The organism is Pseudomonas sp. SW-3, from assembly GCF_016615645.1.
GTDB classification, from domain to species: Bacteria; Pseudomonadota; Gammaproteobacteria; order Pseudomonadales; family Pseudomonadaceae; genus Aquipseudomonas; species Aquipseudomonas mandelii.
Genome location: NZ_CP067098.1, coordinates 2066691 through 2084348 on the forward strand (window position 1 = coordinate 2066691; position 17658 = coordinate 2084348).

Sequence of the window (17658 nt, forward strand, 5' to 3'; positions counted from 1 at the left end):
AAGTGGTTGAAGTTGCAAAGGAAACTTTGAAAACTTCTGAAAATAACCGCTTGACAGCAACAGAGGCTGCTGTAGAATGCGCGCCTCGGTTGAGACGAAAGATCTTAACCAACCGCTCTTTAACAACTGAATCAAGCAATTCGTGTGGGTGCTTGTGGAGTCAGACTGATAGTCAACAAGATTATCAGCATCACAAGTTACTCCGCGAGAAATCAAAGATGTAACCAACGATTGCTGAGCCAAGTTTAGGGTTTCTTAAAAACCCAAAGATGTTTGAACTGAAGAGTTTGATCATGGCTCAGATTGAACGCTGGCGGCAGGCCTAACACATGCAAGTCGAGCGGCAGCACGGGTACTTGTACCTGGTGGCGAGCGGCGGACGGGTGAGTAATGCCTAGGAATCTGCCTGGTAGTGGGGGATAACGCTCGGAAACGGACGCTAATACCGCATACGTCCTACGGGAGAAAGCAGGGGACCTTCGGGCCTTGCGCTATCAGATGAGCCTAGGTCGGATTAGCTAGTTGGTGAGGTAATGGCTCACCAAGGCGACGATCCGTAACTGGTCTGAGAGGATGATCAGTCACACTGGAACTGAGACACGGTCCAGACTCCTACGGGAGGCAGCAGTGGGGAATATTGGACAATGGGCGAAAGCCTGATCCAGCCATGCCGCGTGTGTGAAGAAGGTCTTCGGATTGTAAAGCACTTTAAGTTGGGAGGAAGGGCAGTTACCTAATACGTATCTGTTTTGACGTTACCGACAGAATAAGCACCGGCTAACTCTGTGCCAGCAGCCGCGGTAATACAGAGGGTGCAAGCGTTAATCGGAATTACTGGGCGTAAAGCGCGCGTAGGTGGTTTGTTAAGTTGGATGTGAAATCCCCGGGCTCAACCTGGGAACTGCATTCAAAACTGACAAGCTAGAGTATGGTAGAGGGTGGTGGAATTTCCTGTGTAGCGGTGAAATGCGTAGATATAGGAAGGAACACCAGTGGCGAAGGCGACCACCTGGACTGATACTGACACTGAGGTGCGAAAGCGTGGGGAGCAAACAGGATTAGATACCCTGGTAGTCCACGCCGTAAACGATGTCAACTAGCCGTTGGGAGCCTTGAGCTCTTAGTGGCGCAGCTAACGCATTAAGTTGACCGCCTGGGGAGTACGGCCGCAAGGTTAAAACTCAAATGAATTGACGGGGGCCCGCACAAGCGGTGGAGCATGTGGTTTAATTCGAAGCAACGCGAAGAACCTTACCAGGCCTTGACATCCAATGAACTTTCCAGAGATGGATTGGTGCCTTCGGGAACATTGAGACAGGTGCTGCATGGCTGTCGTCAGCTCGTGTCGTGAGATGTTGGGTTAAGTCCCGTAACGAGCGCAACCCTTGTCCTTAGTTACCAGCACGTAATGGTGGGCACTCTAAGGAGACTGCCGGTGACAAACCGGAGGAAGGTGGGGATGACGTCAAGTCATCATGGCCCTTACGGCCTGGGCTACACACGTGCTACAATGGTCGGTACAGAGGGTTGCCAAGCCGCGAGGTGGAGCTAATCCCAGAAAACCGATCGTAGTCCGGATCGCAGTCTGCAACTCGACTGCGTGAAGTCGGAATCGCTAGTAATCGCGAATCAGAATGTCGCGGTGAATACGTTCCCGGGCCTTGTACACACCGCCCGTCACACCATGGGAGTGGGTTGCACCAGAAGTAGCTAGTCTAACCTTCGGGGGACGGTTACCACGGTGTGATTCATGACTGGGGTGAAGTCGTAACAAGGTAGCCGTAGGGGAACCTGCGGCTGGATCACCTCCTTAATCGACGACATCAGCTGCTCCATAAGTTCCCACACGAATTGCTTGATTCATTGAAGAAGACGATAGAAGCAGCTTTAAGCTCCAAGCTGATAGCTCCAAGCTAACAGTTGCGCGCTCGAAATTGGGTCTGTAGCTCAGTTGGTTAGAGCGCACCCCTGATAAGGGTGAGGTCGGCAGTTCGAATCTGCCCAGACCCACCAATTTTGTTATGGGGCCATAGCTCAGCTGGGAGAGCGCCTGCCTTGCACGCAGGAGGTCAACGGTTCGATCCCGTTTGGCTCCACCATATAACTGCTTCTGCTGTTAGAGTTTAGAAATGAATATTCCGGTGTGAATATTGATTTCTAGTCTTTGATTAGATCGTTCTTTAAAAATTTGGGTATGTGATAGAAAGATAGACTGAACGTTACTTTCACTGGTACGGATCAGGCTAAGGTAAAATTTGTGAGTTGCTCTTAATTGAGTATTATCGAATTTTCGGCGAATGTCGTCTTCACAGTATAACCAGATTGCTTGGGGTTATATGGTCAAGTGAAGAAGCGCATACGGTGGATGCCTTGGCAGTCAGAGGCGATGAAAGACGTGGTAGCCTGCGAAAAGCTTCGGGGAGTCGGCAAACAGACTTTGATCCGGAGATGTCTGAATGGGGGAACCCAGCCATCATAAGATGGTTATCTTAAGCTGAATACATAGGCTTAAGAGGCGAACCAGGGGAACTGAAACATCTAAGTACCCTGAGGAAAAGAAATCAACCGAGATTCCCTTAGTAGTGGCGAGCGAACGGGGACTAGCCCTTAAGTGGCTTTGAGATTAGCGGAACGCTCTGGAAAGTGCGGCCATAGTGGGTGATAGCCCTGTACGCGAAAATCTCTTAGTCATGAAATCGAGTAGGACGGAGCACGAGAAACTTTGTCTGAATATGGGGGACCATCCTCCAAGGCTAAATACTACTGACTGACCGATAGTGAACTAGTACCGTGAGGGAAAGGCGAAAAGAACCCCGGAGAGGGGAGTGAAATAGATCCTGAAACCGTATGCGTACAAGCAGTGGGAGCCCACTTTGTTGGGTGACTGCGTACCTTTTGTATAATGGGTCAGCGACTTATTTTCAGTGGCGAGCTTAACCGAATAGGGGAGGCGTAGCGAAAGCGAGTCTTAATAGGGCGTCTAGTCGCTGGGAATAGACCCGAAACCGGGCGATCTATCCATGGGCAGGTTGAAGGTTGGGTAACACTAACTGGAGGACCGAACCGACTACCGTTGAAAAGTTAGCGGATGACCTGTGGATCGGAGTGAAAGGCTAATCAAGCTCGGAGATAGCTGGTTCTCCTCGAAAGCTATTTAGGTAGCGCCTCATGTATCACTGTAGGGGGTAGAGCACTGTTTCGGCTAGGGGGTCATCCCGACTTACCAAACCGATGCAAACTCCGAATACCTACAAGTGCCGAGCATGGGAGACACACGGCGGGTGCTAACGTCCGTCGTGAAAAGGGAAACAACCCAGACCGTCAGCTAAGGTCCCAAAGTTATGGTTAAGTGGGAAACGATGTGGGAAGGCTTAGACAGCTAGGAGGTTGGCTTAGAAGCAGCCACCCTTTAAAGAAAGCGTAATAGCTCACTAGTCGAGTCGGCCTGCGCGGAAGATGTAACGGGGCTCAAACCATACACCGAAGCTACGGGTATCACTTAGGTGATGCGGTAGAGGAGCGTTCTGTAAGCCTGTGAAGGTGAGTTGAGAAGCTTGCTGGAGGTATCAGAAGTGCGAATGCTGACATGAGTAACGACAATGGGTGTGAAAAACACCCACGCCGAAAGACCAAGGTTTCCTGCGCAACGTTAATCGACGCAGGGTTAGTCGGTCCCTAAGGCGAGGCTGAAAAGCGTAGTCGATGGAAAACAGGTTAATATTCCTGTACTTCTGGTTATTGCGATGGAGGGACGGAGAAGGCTAGGCCAGCTTGGCGTTGGTTGTCCAAGTTTAAGGTGGTAGGCTGGAATCTTAGGTAAATCCGGGATTCTAAGGCCGAGAGCTGATGACGAGTGTTCTTTTAGAACACGAAGTGGTTGATGCCATGCTTCCAAGAAAAGCTTCTAAGCTTCAGGTAACCAGGAACCGTACCCCAAACCGACACAGGTGGTTGGGTAGAGAATACCAAGGCGCTTGAGAGAACTCGGGTGAAGGAACTAGGCAAAATGGCACCGTAACTTCGGGAGAAGGTGCGCCGGTGAGGGTGAAGCATTTACTGCGTAAGCCCATGCCGGTCGAAGATACCAGGCCGCTGCGACTGTTTATTAAAAACACAGCACTCTGCAAACACGAAAGTGGACGTATAGGGTGTGACGCCTGCCCGGTGCCGGAAGGTTAATTGATGGGGTTAGCTAACGCGAAGCTCTTGATCGAAGCCCCGGTAAACGGCGGCCGTAACTATAACGGTCCTAAGGTAGCGAAATTCCTTGTCGGGTAAGTTCCGACCTGCACGAATGGCGTAACGATGGCGGCGCTGTCTCCACCCGAGACTCAGTGAAATTGAAATCGCTGTGAAGATGCAGTGTATCCGCGGCTAGACGGAAAGACCCCGTGAACCTTTACTATAGCTTTGCACTGGACTTTGAATTTGCTTGTGTAGGATAGGTGGGAGGCTTTGAAGCGTGGACGCCAGTTCGCGTGGAGCCAACCTTGAAATACCACCCTGGCAACTTTGAGGTTCTAACTCAGGTCCGTTATCCGGATCGAGGACAGTGTATGGTGGGTAGTTTGACTGGGGCGGTCTCCTCCTAAAGAGTAACGGAGGAGTACGAAGGTGCGCTCAGACCGGTCGGAAATCGGTCGTAGAGTATAAAGGCAAAAGCGCGCTTGACTGCGAGACAGACACGTCGAGCAGGTACGAAAGTAGGTCTTAGTGATCCGGTGGTTCTGTATGGAAGGGCCATCGCTCAACGGATAAAAGGTACTCCGGGGATAACAGGCTGATACCGCCCAAGAGTTCATATCGACGGCGGTGTTTGGCACCTCGATGTCGGCTCATCACATCCTGGGGCTGAAGCCGGTCCCAAGGGTATGGCTGTTCGCCATTTAAAGTGGTACGCGAGCTGGGTTTAGAACGTCGTGAGACAGTTCGGTCCCTATCTGCCGTGGACGTTTGAGATTTGAGAGGGGCTGCTCCTAGTACGAGAGGACCGGAGTGGACGAACCTCTGGTGTTCCGGTTGTCACGCCAGTGGCATTGCCGGGTAGCTATGTTCGGAATAGATAACCGCTGAAAGCATCTAAGCGGGAAACTAGCCTCAAGATGAGATCTCACTGGGACCTTGAGTCCCCTGAAGGGCCGTCGAAGACTACGACGTTGATAGGTTGGGTGTGTAAGCGCTGTGAGGCGTTGAGCTAACCAATACTAATTGCCCGTGAGGCTTGACCATATAACACCCAAGCAATTTGCTGACCTGAAAAGGCACCAGATTGCGGTGTGTGAAGACGAAATGAACCGAAAGTTCGATTGTTCACAAACACCGAGATCTATCACATACCCATTCGCTGGAGCGTGCGCCGTAAGGCAAGCGACCTGGCTACCGAATTTCTTGACGACCATAGAGCATTGGAACCACCTGATCCCATCCCGAACTCAGCAGTGAAACGATGCATCGCCGATGGTAGTGTGGGGTTTCCCCATGTGAGAGTAGGTCATCGTCAAGATTAAATTCCGAAACCCCTATCTGCGTATGCAGGTAGGGGTTTTGTTTTGTCCGCAGGAAAGTGGCGTGACAAAAAAGGATAGCCGACGGGCTATCCCAGCTTTCAGCATCGTTAGTGAAACTTCGGCAGAACGTATTCAGCTATCTCTTCAATAACCTCTGCCACAGGGCGTTCGCTACGACGCATGTGCAAGCCGACATGCTGCACACCAGCCTCACGTAACGCCTGAAGCTCATCAATCAAGGCCAGCCGTCCACAACTGCCACCGAAGCGCACACGTCGCATGGGGGTATGAGGATTAGCAGTCAGGTCCAAGTGTACGAAGCTGATATAAGGCTTATCGCCTCCAACTTCCCGCCACAGCCCCACTCGACGTCGGTGCTCATCCGGCGTACCAGGGTAGGCGAGCCAACCATCCATATGCTCACCAATCCAGGCCGGTGATTGTTGACCAAGACCTGCAACCAGCAGTGGCATAGGCTGATCTCGCTCCGGCAACAGGCGGGCGCCCTCAGGTAAACGACCTTCTCCCTGGCTGCGGATCAATTCAACCGTATCGCGAAAGATCTCCCCGCGCTGATCGTAATCCACCCCAAACAACGGATACTCCATCGGCCGGTCACCACTGGCCACCCCAAGGAGCAGACGCCCGTCACTCAGTTCATCAACACTGTTGGCGGCCTTGAGCGTTAGCCAAGGCTGACGCAATGGCAGCACAACCGCTGCTGTACCGAGCATGATGTTCTCCGTAATCCCGGCCAAATACCCAAGGTAAGAAAAGGTCTCAAAGACCTGTGCAGCGTCGCCAAAGTTGGGGTCGTAAACCGGCACATCACGTACCCAAAGTGCGCGAAAACCGGCGTTGTCAGCCAAACGTGCCATCGCCGCGTGCTGCTTCAAGTCGGGGACACCAAAAGGACGATCCTGAGCGATCCGCAGCCGCTGTCCATCACTGGACCAATCGTTATCCAGCGGCAGTTCCAGTCCGATGGAAAATCCATTCGAGCCGAGTAATCGTTGAAATCGTGGATGCATGAAAAGACTCCAAAACAACAAAATGGAATGACATGCACCCAGTATCTACAGGCTCATCTACAAGAAAAATGCATGAATCGGAATATCAATCTTGAGCAAAACGCACGAGTCAAAGAAAAAGCCGACCGTCGTTTTGACCCTCAAGGACAACCATTCGAGAAAATCCCACTAAAGTGACTGCACAGTTTTTGGTATGGTGCAGCTCGTTTTTTAACGGATTGATTTGCAGGCCTAAGGATCGCCCTCCTTTTTTAGTCATAGAGCCGCTACAGAAATGCCCGAACCGATACCCATCAAGGACCACGAAAAAGAGACGCGTCTGGTCAACAAGCGGCTGATCGCCTGCGCCTTATTCGTCGCCGCCATTTCCTGCGCACTTGTGGTGCGCATGTATGTCCTGCAAGTGGTCGAATACGACTATCACTCGACAATCTCCGAAAACAACCGCGTCCATGTCCTGCCGATCACCCCGACCCGCGGGCTGATCTACGACCGCAACGGCGTAGTCCTCGCGGATAACCGTCCCAGTTTCAACCTCACCATCACCCGCGAACGCGCCTCCGATGTCAAAGGGGAGCTCGATGAGGTGGTCAACCTCCTGCACTTGCCAGCCGAAGACCGGACACTGTTCGACAAGGCCATGAAACAGGCGCGCCACCCGTTCGTGCCGGTTACTCTGTTCTACGAGCTCAGTGAACAGCAAATCGCGGTTCTCGCGGTCAATGAGTTCCGTCTGCCGGGGATCGATGTCGAGCCCCAGTTCGTGCGCCATTACCCGTTTGGCGCACACTTTGCGCACTCGATCGGTTACGTTGGTCGTATCAACGAAAAAGAATCCAAAGCCCTCGACACGGTGGAGTATCGCGGCACCCAATCCATCGGCAAGACCGGCATTGAAAAATTCTACGAGTCGCAATTGCACGGCCAGGTGGGTTACGAAGAAGTCGAAACCAATGCCCAGGGCCGCGTACTGCGAGTGCTCAAGCACACCGATCCGATCCCCGGCAAAAACATTGTCCTGAGCCTGGACGTCAAACTTCAGGAAGCGGCCGAGGAAGCCTTGGGTGATCGTCGTGGTTCGGTGGTGGCGCTCGATCCGTCGACCGGTGAAGTACTGGCCATGGTCAGCAAGCCCAGTTTCGACCCGAACCTGTTCGTCACCGGCATCAGCTTCAAGGAATACGCGGCGCTGCACGACTCCATCGATCGGCCGCTCTTCAACCGCGTTCTGCGCGGCCTCTACGCGCCGGGTTCGACCATCAAGCCCGAAGTAGCCATTGCCGGCCTCGACGCTGGCGTCGTCACCCCTCAGACCCGCGTCTTTGACCCCGGTTATTACCAGCTCCCGGACTTTGATCACAAATACCGTAACTGGAACCACAGCGGCGACGGCTGGGTCGACATGGACGCGGCGATCATGCGCTCCAACGACACCTACTTCTATGACCTGGCCCACAAGCTGGGCATCGATCGCCTGCACGACTACATGGCCATGTTCGGCCTCGGCGAAAAAGTCTCGCTGGACATGTTCGAAGAGTCTGCCGGCTTGATGCCATCGCAAGCGTGGAAGCGCGCCACGCGCCGTCAGGCCTGGTTCCCGGGCGAAACCGTGATCCTTGGCATCGGCCAGGGTTATATGCAGGTCACGCCGCTGCAGCTGGCCCAGGCCACCGCGCTGATTGCCAACAAAGGTGTGTGGAACCGACCGCACCTGGCAAAGACCGTGGATGGCGTAGCGCCGGTGGACGAGCACCCTATGCCGAACATCCTGCTCAAGGATCCGCGTGACTGGGAGCAGGTCAACCATGGCATGCAGATGGTGATGCACGACGCCCGCGGGATTGCCAGAGCCGCCGCGCAAGGCGCTCAGTACCGCATTGCCGGCAAGAGTGGTACCGCGCAAGTCGTCGCGATCAAGCAAGGCGAGCGCTACAACCGGGCGAAAACCCTGGAGCGCAACCGCGACAATGCCTTGTTCGTCGGCTTCGCCCCGGCCGAGCACCCGAAGATCGTCATCTCGGTGATGATTGAAAACGGTGAGGCCGGTGGTCGCGTCGCCGGCCCTGTGGTGCGGCAGATCATGGACGCCTGGTTACTCGATCAGGACGGCCATCTCAAGCCGCAATACGCCACGCCGAGCAAAGCTCCGGGCGACCCTCACGTCTAAGCGCTCAAAGTTTCACAGCACAGTCTCGCGAATACTGAGCATGTGCTGTGAAGCTCGAGGAAGACCGTTTCGGCTTGACTCATCTTCTGCTCGCGGGTCCACAACAGCTGAATATCGAAACCCACCACCCCATCCTCCGGCGGCCATCTGGTGCTGTCCCTGGGGTTCGATATTTTCGAACTGGACCCGCAGAGCAAAGTGGCAGTGACCCGTGAAGGGTTCGCGGTGTTGGGCGAACGGATTCGTAGCCTTGGGTTGCCGTGTCTGATTGTGCAGGAGGGCGGGTATCACCTGGAGAGTCTTGAGGACAATGCCCGGGCGTTTTTTGTGAATGCCGAGGTGTGGCAGCTCTGAGATCATTGGGGCCAGGTACGTCGCCTTCGCGGGCAAGCCTCGCTCCTACAGGTTATTTGCCTGGGGGGGAATTTTGGTTCGCCTCAACCCTGTAGGAGCGAGGCTTGCCCGCGAAGAACGATGACTCGGTCCACCTGACAGAACGCAAGTGCTGTAAGGCACTTGCCATCGCCCTGACGTTAACGTAAAGATTGCGGCAGGGCGCTGAACTTGAAAGGCGCAAAGCGGACCGATCCGGAGCGCTTGATGACGCTAATAAAAACACCTTCTCCCAAGCTGCACCGCGAAGCCCGGCTGGCCCGGGAAAAACTCCATCTGGAGGGCGAAGTCCCCGATGGTGTTCTGCGGGCAGAAATCGATGCGTCGTGGCGGCGAAGCCTCAGCCATGGCGTGCATTTCAACGCCAAGCACGAACTGGCGCTGGAATCCAGCGCCAGCCTCGACGTGCTGTTGGCAAGCAATCGCCTGCTGATCGACGCCGCATTACCGGCCATCGACTACCTGGCTGAACGCCAAGGCAAGGAAGGCCTGATCATCCTCGCCAACTCCGACGCCACCATCCTCGCCGTCGAAGGACGCGCCGACCGCCTCAAGGGCAGCGGCCTGCAAGACATCACCCTGGGCGCCTGCTGGAGCGAAGCCGCTCGTGGTACCAACGCACTGGGCACCGCACTGGTGGAAGCCCGGCCGACGATGATCGATTGCGGCGAGCATTACCTCGATCGTCTCAGCGATTTCTCCTGCACATCGGTGCCGATCCATTGCCCCCAAGGCGACATCCTCGGCGTCCTTGATCTGACCCGCGAAGGCCCCCTCGGCCGCGTTCATGACAGCACCGCGTTGCTGGCCATGGCCGTCAGCCAGATCGAAAGCCGCGTGTTCAACGCCAGTTACCCGGACGAAATCGTCCTCGCGTTCCACAGCCGTCGGCAATACCTTGAATCCCCTTGGCAGGGCCTGCTGGCGGTGAGTCTCGGCGGACAGATCCTGGCGGTCAGCGCGCAAGCCTGTCAGTTGCTGCGTGCCGAGCGTTCGGCCCTGGTCGGTCGGCGTTGCGAGGAATTTCTCGGTGTCGATGGCCTGCAATTGCTGTCCCGTCTGCATCAAGGTGGCGTCGGCAGTTTGCAGACCGCCAAAGGCGAATTCTTCTACAAAACCCTGCGGGCGCCGCAACGTTCCATCAACGTCAGCACACCGCCGCGCAGCCCCGCGAAAACCGCCAAGCCACAACCGGATCTCGAATCCCTGGCCGGCAGTAACGTGCGTTATGCCCGGGCCTTGCGCATGGCCCGCCAAGGGCTGGCCAATGAATTGCCGGTATTGCTGCTCGGTGAAACCGGCACCGGTAAAGAAGTCATCGCCCGTGCGCTGCACATGGCCGGAACCCGCTGTGACAAACCTTTCGTTGCGGTGAACTGCGCGGCAATCCCTGAAGGCCTGATCGAGTCGGAACTGTTCGGCTACCGCGAAGGCGCCTTCACCGGCTCCCGTCGTGGCGGCATGATCGGACGACTGCAACAGGCCCATGGCGGCACCTTGTTCCTCGACGAAATCGGTGACATGCCGCTGGCCTTGCAGGCCCGTCTGCTGCGGGTGTTGCAGGACCGTAAAGTGGCGCCGCTGGGCGCGGGCGAAGAACAAGACATCGATGTCGCGCTGATCTGCGCCACCCACCGAGACCTCAAGCGCCTGGTCGAAGAAAAGCACTTCCGTGAAGATCTGTTCTACCGGGTCAACGGCATCAGCGTGATGCTCCCGGCCCTGCGCGAGCGCGAGGATTTCAGCAGTTTGGTTGCTCGTCTGCTGGCCAAACTTGATGCCCCGACGATGGTCCTGCATGACGATCTGAGCCGCTTGCTCGACGGCTACCATTGGCCGGGCAACATTCGCCAACTGGAAATGGTCCTGCGCACCGCGCTGGCCATGCGCGAACCCGGGGACACGGTGCTCACCCTCGACCACCTGCCCGACAGCATGCTCGACGAACTGACCGCGACTGAACGCCCGGCATCGGGCAGCATTCGCGAAAACGAACTGGAGCTGATCCGCCAGGCCTTGGACAGCCATCAGGGCAACGTCTCGGCCGCCGCCGACGCCTTGGGCATCAGCCGCGCGACCCTGTATCGCAAGCTCAAACAGTTGCGTTCGTGATGCAGCGCTTGATCGTTCGGCTGATCGACAGCCAGAACCCCGAAGCCCTGCAAGCGGCGTTGCGTTGGCTCTACAGTTTTGTGCGCCCGCATCGATTGGCGATTGCCGGGCTGCTCGGCTTGTCGGTCTGCGCTTCTTCGCTGGTGCTGGTGCAGCCGTGGCTGACCAAACTATTGATCGACGATGGCTTGCTGGCGAAAAACTTCCCGATGCTGGTGCTGATTGCCGGATTGATGATTCTCGCCGGGCTGCTTGGCACAGCGCTGTCGGGGATCAATCGCTACCTGCACACGCGCCTGTCCGGGCGGATTCTGTTCTCCCTGCGCGATGACCTTTATCGACATCTGCAAACCCTGTCACCGAGCTTCTATGGACAGCGGCGCATCGGTGATCTGATGTCGCGCCTCGATGGCGACGTTGCGGAGATCCAGCGCTTCGCTGTGGATTCGCTGTTCTCGGCGGTATCGAGCGTGGTTGGCCTGGTGGTGGCGGTGGCGATGCTGCTGACCCTGTCGTGGAAACTTTCACTGCTGGCATTGGTGCTGATTCCCCTCGACATCCTCTGGCTGCGCTGGATGCGGCGCAAAGTCGAGCGCGATGTACGGCAGTTGCGCGAGCGCTCGGCGGACATGTCCTCGTTCATGGTCGAGACCTTGCCGGTAATGAAATTCATCCAGTCTGCCGGCCAGCAACAACGTGAATCGCGCCGTCTGGAGTCGCTTGGTCAAGGCTATATGAGCCAGCTGCTGCGCCTGCAAGTCACCGAGTTTTTTACCCAGGCGGTGCCCGGCACGCTGACGTCATTGTCCCGGGCCTGTGCGTTTTTGATTGGCGGTTATTGGGTGGTGCAGGGGACCTGGCAACTGGGCGCGCTGATCGCGTTTTCCACGTACCTGGGGATGGCGGTCGGACCGGTTCAGAGCCTGCTCGGGCTCTATGTGGCGATTCAGCGGATGACCGTCAGCCTTGGCCGGGTCATGGAACTGCGCGGTGAAGAACCGACCGTGCTAACACCGGTTGAACCCAAGCCGATGCCGACCTCCGGCGAGTTGCGTTTCGACGACGTGCACTTCAGCCATCCCGGTCGTCCGACGACCTTGCGCGGCATCGAAGCGCGAATTCCCTATGGCTTGAAAGTCGCCCTGAGCGGCGGCTCCGGCGTCGGTAAATCAACGCTGATCGATCTGCTGCAACGCCATCACGATCCGCAAGCTGGCCGGGTGCTGCTGGGCGAGGTCGATCTGCGTGAACTGGACCTGTTCCAGCTGCGTCGGCGGATAGCCGTGGTCAGTCAGGACATCGTACTGTTTCGCGGCAGCCTGGCCGACAACCTCGCTTACGCGGTGCCGGACGCCAGCCGTGAAGCGATTGCCGAAGTCGCAAGGCTGGCGCAACTCGACAGCCTGATCGAATCGTTGCCCGAAGGTCTCGACAGTCCGTTGGGCGAACGCGGCCAGCAGTTGTCCGGCGGGCAGAAACAGCGGATCGCCATCGCCCGGGCGTTGTTGCAGGATCCGCTGATTCTGGTGTTGGATGAAGCGACCTCGGCGGTGGATGAAGCCACCGAGCGCGAAGTCATCGAGGCCATCGACCGACTGTTTGCCGGGCGCACGCGGATCCTGATCAGCCATCGTCCTTCCACCCTGGCTGATGCTGATGTGCGTTTTGAATTGCTCGACGGCGTACTCATTTCAAAAGCGGTGCTGCATGAAGCCTGAGCTAAGGATTGGCGTGGTCGACAGCGGACATTCGGCGGCGCAGCGGGTGCAGGTGATCGCCGGACGGCGTTTTTCGCTGCTGGAGGATGGCCTGGCCGAAAGCGACTTGCGTGACGACCCGCTGGGCCACGGCAGCGCGGTGATCGAAGCCATCGGGCGGCGAGCCCCTGCGGCGGTGTTTTGCGTGGGGCAGGTGTTTGACCAGCGCGGCGTCACCAGCGCCTTGCAGATTGCCAGCGCTATCGACTGGCTGGTGGCGCAGGATGTTCGCTTGATTAATTTGAGCCTTGGATTACGCCAGGATCGCAGCCTGTTGCGCGAAGCCTGCGCAGCGGCGGTGGCGCGGGGCATTTTGTTGTGTGCCTCCAGCCCGGCCCAGGGCGAGGGTGTGTATCCGGCGAATTATCCACAGGTGCTGCGCGTCACCGGCGATGCGCGTTGCACCGAGCATGAATGGTCGTGGCTCAACAGTGCCCAGGCCGATTTCGCGGCGTGCGTGCATGGGACCTATCCGGGACAGTCCGGTGCGAGCCTTGGGTGTGCGGCGTTGAGCGGACATATTGCGAGTTTCCTGGTTGCCCATCCCGACGCGAGTAACGAGCACGTCATCGAGTGGCTGCGCGAGAACGCCCGCTATCGTGGCCCTGAACGGCGCTTCGGCGCATGATTGTGATTCTTGGCGCTGGACCTGCCGGGGCGGCAGTCGCCCTGGGTTTGCGGCGACTCGGTTATGCGGTGACCCTGGTCAGCGAGTGGCGCCGGTTTGCGGCACTGGAAGGCGTTTCGCTTCGGGTACTGGAGGCCTTGCGCGGCGCGGGCCTGCAGCAGGCGTTGGCGGATGCGGCGTTGCCCTCCCAGCGGCAGGTGTCGTGGAACGGTCAGCAACATGCGCAGAACATCGAATTTCTGTTGGATCGCCCGAGTTTCGACCGAGGTTTGCGCGAAGACCTGCGTCTGGCTGGTGTTGAGCTGATCGAAGGGCGGGTGCTGAGCGTTCAGGCCTCGGGGGTGGGGCATCGGGTCGAGATTGAAGGGCGCGAGGCGCTGCTTGCGGATTTTCTGGTAGAGGCCCGCGGACGCCAGGCGCCCGCACTGGGCAAAGGCCTGCGCGGGCCGGAGACGGTCAGCCTGCTCAATCGTTGGCAAGGCACGCCGGGCAGCACCGCCAGCGCGGTGGAAAGCCTTGAGGACGGCTGGGCGTGGATGGCGCGGCGGGCCGACGGTCAGTGTTATTGGCAATGGACGGTGGACGTGGCCAGCGCGCAATTGCCGGGCAAGGCGACGTTGCTGGATTACTGCCGCGCACGGCGTCAGGGTTCGGCATGGGCGCGTGAGTTTTTCGGTGTCGGGCCTGAGACCGATCTCCAACTGCATGCGCGCAGCAGCACGGCGATTTTGAGTCCGCAGGTCTGTGGTGATCACTGGATCCGGGTCGGCGATGCCGCGATGGCGGTGGATCCGCTGTCGGGCAATGGCATTTTCCAGTCCTTGTCTTCAGCGTTACAGGCGCCCACGGTGATCAACACGTTAGTGCGTAAACCGGAACGGGCGGCGCTGGCCCAACGGTTTCATCAGCAGCGGGTGGAGCAGCTGTTTTTGCGCTTTGCGCGGATCGGTCGCGACTTTTACGCCGATGAGCAGAGGTGGCTGGAGCAGCCGTTCTGGCAGGCACGGCGGCAGTGGCCGGATGCTGAAGTTGCCCATGCCGAGGCGGATTTTGCGGCGTTGAGAATTGAGCGGGCGCCGGTGTTGAAAGATGGGTTTGTCGATGAAGCCGAGGTGGTGATCACGGCGGATCAGCCGTTGGGGATCTGGCATGTGCAAGGGGTTGAACTGGCGCCGTTGGTGCGGCGGTTGCGGACCGAACCGGCCGAGCAGGTGCTGGCGGGGTTGACGGTGGAGCAGGGGCGGATGGTTCGGAGTTGGTTACTGTCGCAAGGCTTCAAACCCTAACCGATCGTTCCCGCGCAGAGCGTGGGAACGATCAGCGAAGAACGGCGCTATTACAACTTGATCAACACCGACTTCAACTCGGTGTAATGCTCAATCGCCGCATACCCCATCTCCCGCCCGACCCCGGACATTTTGTACCCGCCAAACGGCAGCGCTGGATCGAGCGCGCTGTGGCAGTTGACCCACACCGACCCCGATTTGATTCGCGGAATCATCCGGTGTACCGCCGCCAGGTCGTTCGACCAGATACTCGCGCCCAGCCCATAAGGACTGTCATTGGCCATGCGCAACGCATCGGCTTCATCATCGAACGGAATCGCCACCAGCACCGGGCCGAAGATCTCCTCCTGCACCAGCGAGTGCTTCTGATCGACATCGACAATCACCGTCGGCTTGACGAAAAAACCTGGCCCGAACTGCTCGCCGCCGCAGGCGATGGTCGCGCCACTCTCCCGGCCTTTTTCGATGTACCCGTACACCCGTTCCTGCTGGCGAGCGGAAATCAGCGGCCCCATCTCGACGCTTGGGTCCAGACCGTTGCCGAGTTTCATGGCGTTGGCGATGTCGGCGATGTCCGCCACCACATTGTCGAAATGCTTGCGCTGCACATACAGCCTGGAACCGGCGCAGCACACCTGGCCCTGATTGAAGAAAATTGCGCTGGCGGCCCCGGCTGCGGCGGTTTTCAGGTCGGCATCGGCCATGACGATGGTTGGTGATTTGCCGCCCAGTTCAAGCGTGACACGGGTCATGGACTCCATGGCGATCTTGCCGATCTGCTTGCCCACGGCGGTGGAGCCGGTGAAGGTCAGCTTGTCCACCAGAGGGTTGTGGGTCAGCGCCGAGCCAGCGGTGATGCCGGTGCCGGTGACCACGTTGAACACGCCCTCCGGGTACCCGGCTTCCAGCACCAGTTCGGCCAGTTTCAGCGCGGTCAGCGGGGTTTCGTCGGCGGGTTTGAGCACCACGGTGCAGCCGGTGGCCAGGGCCGGGCCGAGTTTCCAGCAGGCCAGCAGCAGCGGGAAGTTCCAGGCAACGATGGCGCCCACTACACCTACCGCTTCGCGGCGGATGAAACTGTGGAACTGATCGTTGGGCATCAGCGGCAACGACACTTCAACGCTCGAGCCTTCGATCTTGGTCGCCCAGCCCGCCATGTAGCGAAGGAAGTCGATGGATAACTGCACGTCCATCACCTGGGCCACCGCTGCGCTTTTGCCGTTGTTCAGGCATTCCAGTTGCGCCAGCAGTTCGGCGTCGCGTTCCATCAGGTCGGCGAGTTTCCACAACAGGTTCTGCCGCTCTCGTGGGCGGGTGCGGGTCCAGGGCGAATCATCGAAGGCCTGACGAGCGGCCAGCACGGCGCGGTCGACGTCCTCGGGCGTTGCCCTTGGCACGACGCACAGCACTTCACCGGTGGCCGGGTTGTGCAGGGGCATGGTCTGGCCGTCGGCGGCCTCGACCCAGTCACCGCCGATAAGCATGCGCGGGGCGCGCTGGATGAACGTTGAGGTGGCGGGAAGCAAATAAGGGAGGGGCATGGCGAGACCTCTTGTTGTTCGTGAGAACGGAGGCTTTCGCAATGGCTGTGCCAAGTGCCAAGAAAGGCAGGGACGCCCTTGGTCGGCGGGGTTTTGGCGGCTAATGGGAACAGCGGACACAGAGGGGGTTGTTGCAAATTGCGACAACTATGAGACGACGAGCGACCTGCTGCGACCTTGAGACACCCACTTCAGGAGACTAGAATTTTCTGGCTCGGTGGATGAAGCGATGGTCCGTTCATCCGGCCAACCATCTGGCGTGAGGGAGGTAACGATGTTCCTTTCAACCCTGGAAATTCAAAACATCATTGAACACAGTATGTTGCCCGCTGTGTGCACATGCGTCATGGAGGCAGACCAGTCCCTGACGATCCGGGTCTGTGACTGCATGACAGGAAAAGTGGAACTGATCGCCACTAACGTCCCCATATGGAACTTGAACAGTCCCCATGACATTGCTGTACTTGTGGCGGATATTCAGCAAAAAATCGAGGCTCATAAAAGCATTTCCTCGACATTGGCCAGTTGAGCCGGCGTCCCCCGCAACACGCAAGTGTTGCGGGGAAGTGGCGGATCAGGAATGTATCTTCCGCGAAATCTCTTCAAACGTGGCGCCATCTACGGCAGCCAACAGTTTCTTGTCATCTTTGAGCGTCGCAAGAAAGGTCACTTCGGTCTCCTTGCCGGCCAACATGAACCCGGCGAGGGCGCCGATGGGCCCCAGCAACATCGCGCCCGCCACGCCGAAGCCGATGGCGTCCTTGATGTTGTTGATCGATTCCTGATTAGCGACTTCCACACGCTTGAACGCTGAGAGCGGGAGGGTGATGCCGGGCCACGGGTGAAGCGACGTTCTAAGGGTAAAAACGCCGTCTCTGTACTCTCCATCACCCTGCAGAAAGTCCCCCGCCAGGACAGTGATGCTTGCCATTTTGTTTTCCCCTGACTGGCAATCGGTGAATCACCATTTCGCACCCGCCTGCAATGGCCGTCAATCGTCGGGCGATGAACTGTTCCGGCCGGGGCATCTATGCTTGTCTCAGGTTGCAACACCTGTCGCGATATTAGACGCAGGCGAACCCGCCCAGCCTCGATTCGCGGGCCTTGTCTTCGTGTAAGTGTTTGATAAGAAAGGCTGTCGTCAAGCTGGCACGCTCCGTGTATTGCTCATTGCAGACGTTTCTCTTGCCTCCGTCAGCGGTGCGCCGCCGACGGCAGAAACCATAAAAACGATAA

The 17658-nt window shown here is 57.7% G+C and carries 9 protein-coding genes, 2 tRNA genes, 3 rRNA genes and 2 pseudogenes; 12 read left to right on the forward strand and 4 right to left on the reverse strand.

Annotated elements, in window-relative coordinates:
• Positions 1-275: 275 nt before the first annotated feature.
• From JIO00_RS09320 to rrf, 5 genes are all read left to right on the forward strand, one after another.
• Positions 276-1813: ribosomal RNA gene (locus tag JIO00_RS09320) — 16S ribosomal RNA — on the forward strand.
• 123 nt (positions 1814-1936) lie between these two features.
• A tRNA-Ile gene (locus JIO00_RS09325) sits at positions 1937-2013 on the forward strand.
• Between the two features lie 10 nt (positions 2014-2023).
• Positions 2024-2099, forward strand: a tRNA-Ala gene (locus tag JIO00_RS09330).
• A gap of 239 nt (positions 2100-2338) precedes the next feature.
• A 23S ribosomal RNA gene (locus tag JIO00_RS09335) occupies positions 2339-5229 on the forward strand.
• A 158-nt stretch (positions 5230-5387) separates the two neighbouring features.
• Positions 5388-5503, forward strand: a 5S ribosomal RNA gene (gene rrf / locus JIO00_RS09340).
• Together the 16S, 23S and 5S rRNA genes with 2 tRNA genes alongside form the textbook arrangement of a ribosomal RNA operon.
• Before the next feature lie 111 nt (positions 5504-5614).
• Here rrf and JIO00_RS09345 read toward each other — a convergent pair.
• Positions 5615-6538: a TIGR03571 family LLM class oxidoreductase gene (locus JIO00_RS09345; protein WP_010458390.1), complete on the reverse strand. Its 924-nt coding sequence runs from the start codon at positions 6536-6538 to the stop codon at positions 5615-5617.
• A gap of 274 nt (positions 6539-6812) precedes the next feature.
• Between JIO00_RS09345 and mrdA the strand changes: the two genes are divergently transcribed.
• Positions 6813-8705 carry a penicillin-binding protein 2 gene (gene mrdA, locus JIO00_RS09350; RefSeq protein ID WP_077748923.1) on the forward strand — a complete coding sequence of 631 codons (1893 nt, stop codon included), beginning with the start codon at positions 6813-6815 and terminating at the stop codon, positions 8703-8705.
• A 12-nt stretch (positions 8706-8717) separates the two neighbouring features.
• Here mrdA and JIO00_RS09355 read toward each other — a convergent pair.
• Positions 8718-8854 (reverse strand): annotated as a pseudogene (locus tag JIO00_RS09355) (LysR family transcriptional regulator); the annotation flags it as partial.
• On the opposite strand from JIO00_RS09355, the pseudogene JIO00_RS09360 reads away from it, so the two are divergent.
• The 5 genes and pseudogenes from JIO00_RS09360 to qhpG form a co-directional block, all read left to right on the forward strand.
• Positions 8853-9059 (forward strand): annotated as a pseudogene (locus JIO00_RS09360) (histone deacetylase family protein); the annotation flags it as partial. The pseudogenes JIO00_RS09355 and JIO00_RS09360 overlap by 2 nt on opposite strands.
• A gap of 246 nt (positions 9060-9305) precedes the next feature.
• Positions 9306-11210 carry a sigma-54-dependent Fis family transcriptional regulator gene (locus tag JIO00_RS09365; RefSeq protein ID WP_077748922.1) on the forward strand — a complete coding sequence of 635 codons (1905 nt, stop codon included), beginning with the start codon at positions 9306-9308 and terminating at the stop codon, positions 11208-11210.
• On the forward strand, positions 11210-12928 hold the full coding sequence (locus JIO00_RS09370) for an ABC transporter ATP-binding protein (protein WP_010458394.1): 1719 nt from the start codon (positions 11210-11212) through the stop codon (positions 12926-12928). The genes JIO00_RS09365 and JIO00_RS09370 overlap by 1 nt, the downstream gene beginning before the upstream one ends.
• Entirely contained in the window at positions 12918-13595 is a 678-nt protein-coding gene (qhpE, locus tag JIO00_RS09375; RefSeq protein WP_077748921.1) for a subtilisin-like serine protease QhpE, read from the forward strand. Before JIO00_RS09370 ends, qhpE begins: the two co-directional genes overlap by 11 nt.
• Positions 13592-14881, forward strand: a complete 1290-nt coding sequence (gene qhpG, locus JIO00_RS09380) for a flavin-dependent monooxygenase QhpG (RefSeq protein ID WP_200668013.1) — start codon at positions 13592-13594, stop codon at positions 14879-14881. The genes qhpE and qhpG overlap by 4 nt, the downstream gene beginning before the upstream one ends.
• A gap of 50 nt (positions 14882-14931) precedes the next feature.
• On the opposite strand, the gene JIO00_RS09385 is transcribed toward qhpG, so the two are convergent.
• Positions 14932-16422: an aldehyde dehydrogenase family protein gene (locus JIO00_RS09385; RefSeq protein ID WP_077748919.1), complete on the reverse strand. Its 1491-nt coding sequence runs from the start codon at positions 16420-16422 to the stop codon at positions 14932-14934.
• A gap of 274 nt (positions 16423-16696) precedes the next feature.
• Here JIO00_RS09385 and JIO00_RS09390 point away from each other — a divergent pair, with 274 nt between their 5' ends.
• Positions 16697-16951, forward strand: coding sequence for a DUF1652 domain-containing protein (locus tag JIO00_RS09390; RefSeq protein WP_077748918.1), 255 nt, complete (start codon positions 16697-16699; stop codon positions 16949-16951).
• 45 nt (positions 16952-16996) lie between these two features.
• On the opposite strand, the gene JIO00_RS09395 is transcribed toward JIO00_RS09390, so the two are convergent.
• Positions 16997-17353, reverse strand: a complete 357-nt coding sequence (locus JIO00_RS09395) for a hypothetical protein (protein ID WP_200668015.1) — start codon at positions 17351-17353, stop codon at positions 16997-16999.
• Positions 17354-17658: the final 305 nt, after the last annotated feature.

Excerpts from the sequence above, each read along its gene's own strand:
- JIO00_RS09390 (WP_077748918.1), top strand. The coding sequence starts at position 16,697 with ATGTTCCTTTCAACCCTGGAAATTCAAAACATCATTGAACACAGTATG.
- qhpG (WP_200668013.1), top strand. The coding sequence starts at position 13,592 with ATGATTGTGATTCTTGGCGCTGGACCTGCCGGGGCGGCAGTCGCCCTG.
- JIO00_RS09370 (WP_010458394.1), top strand. The coding sequence starts at position 11,210 with ATGCAGCGCTTGATCGTTCGGCTGATCGACAGCCAGAACCCCGAAGCC.
- JIO00_RS09345 (WP_010458390.1), bottom strand. The coding sequence starts at position 6,538 with ATGCATCCACGATTTCAACGATTACTCGGCTCGAATGGATTTTCCATC.
- JIO00_RS09395 (WP_200668015.1), bottom strand. The coding sequence starts at position 17,353 with ATGGCAAGCATCACTGTCCTGGCGGGGGACTTTCTGCAGGGTGATGGA.
- JIO00_RS09385 (WP_077748919.1), bottom strand. The coding sequence starts at position 16,422 with ATGCCCCTCCCTTATTTGCTTCCCGCCACCTCAACGTTCATCCAGCGC.
- JIO00_RS09365 (WP_077748922.1), top strand. The coding sequence starts at position 9,306 with ATGACGCTAATAAAAACACCTTCTCCCAAGCTGCACCGCGAAGCCCGG.
- qhpE (WP_077748921.1), top strand. The coding sequence starts at position 12,918 with ATGAAGCCTGAGCTAAGGATTGGCGTGGTCGACAGCGGACATTCGGCG.
- mrdA (WP_077748923.1), top strand. The coding sequence starts at position 6,813 with ATGCCCGAACCGATACCCATCAAGGACCACGAAAAAGAGACGCGTCTG.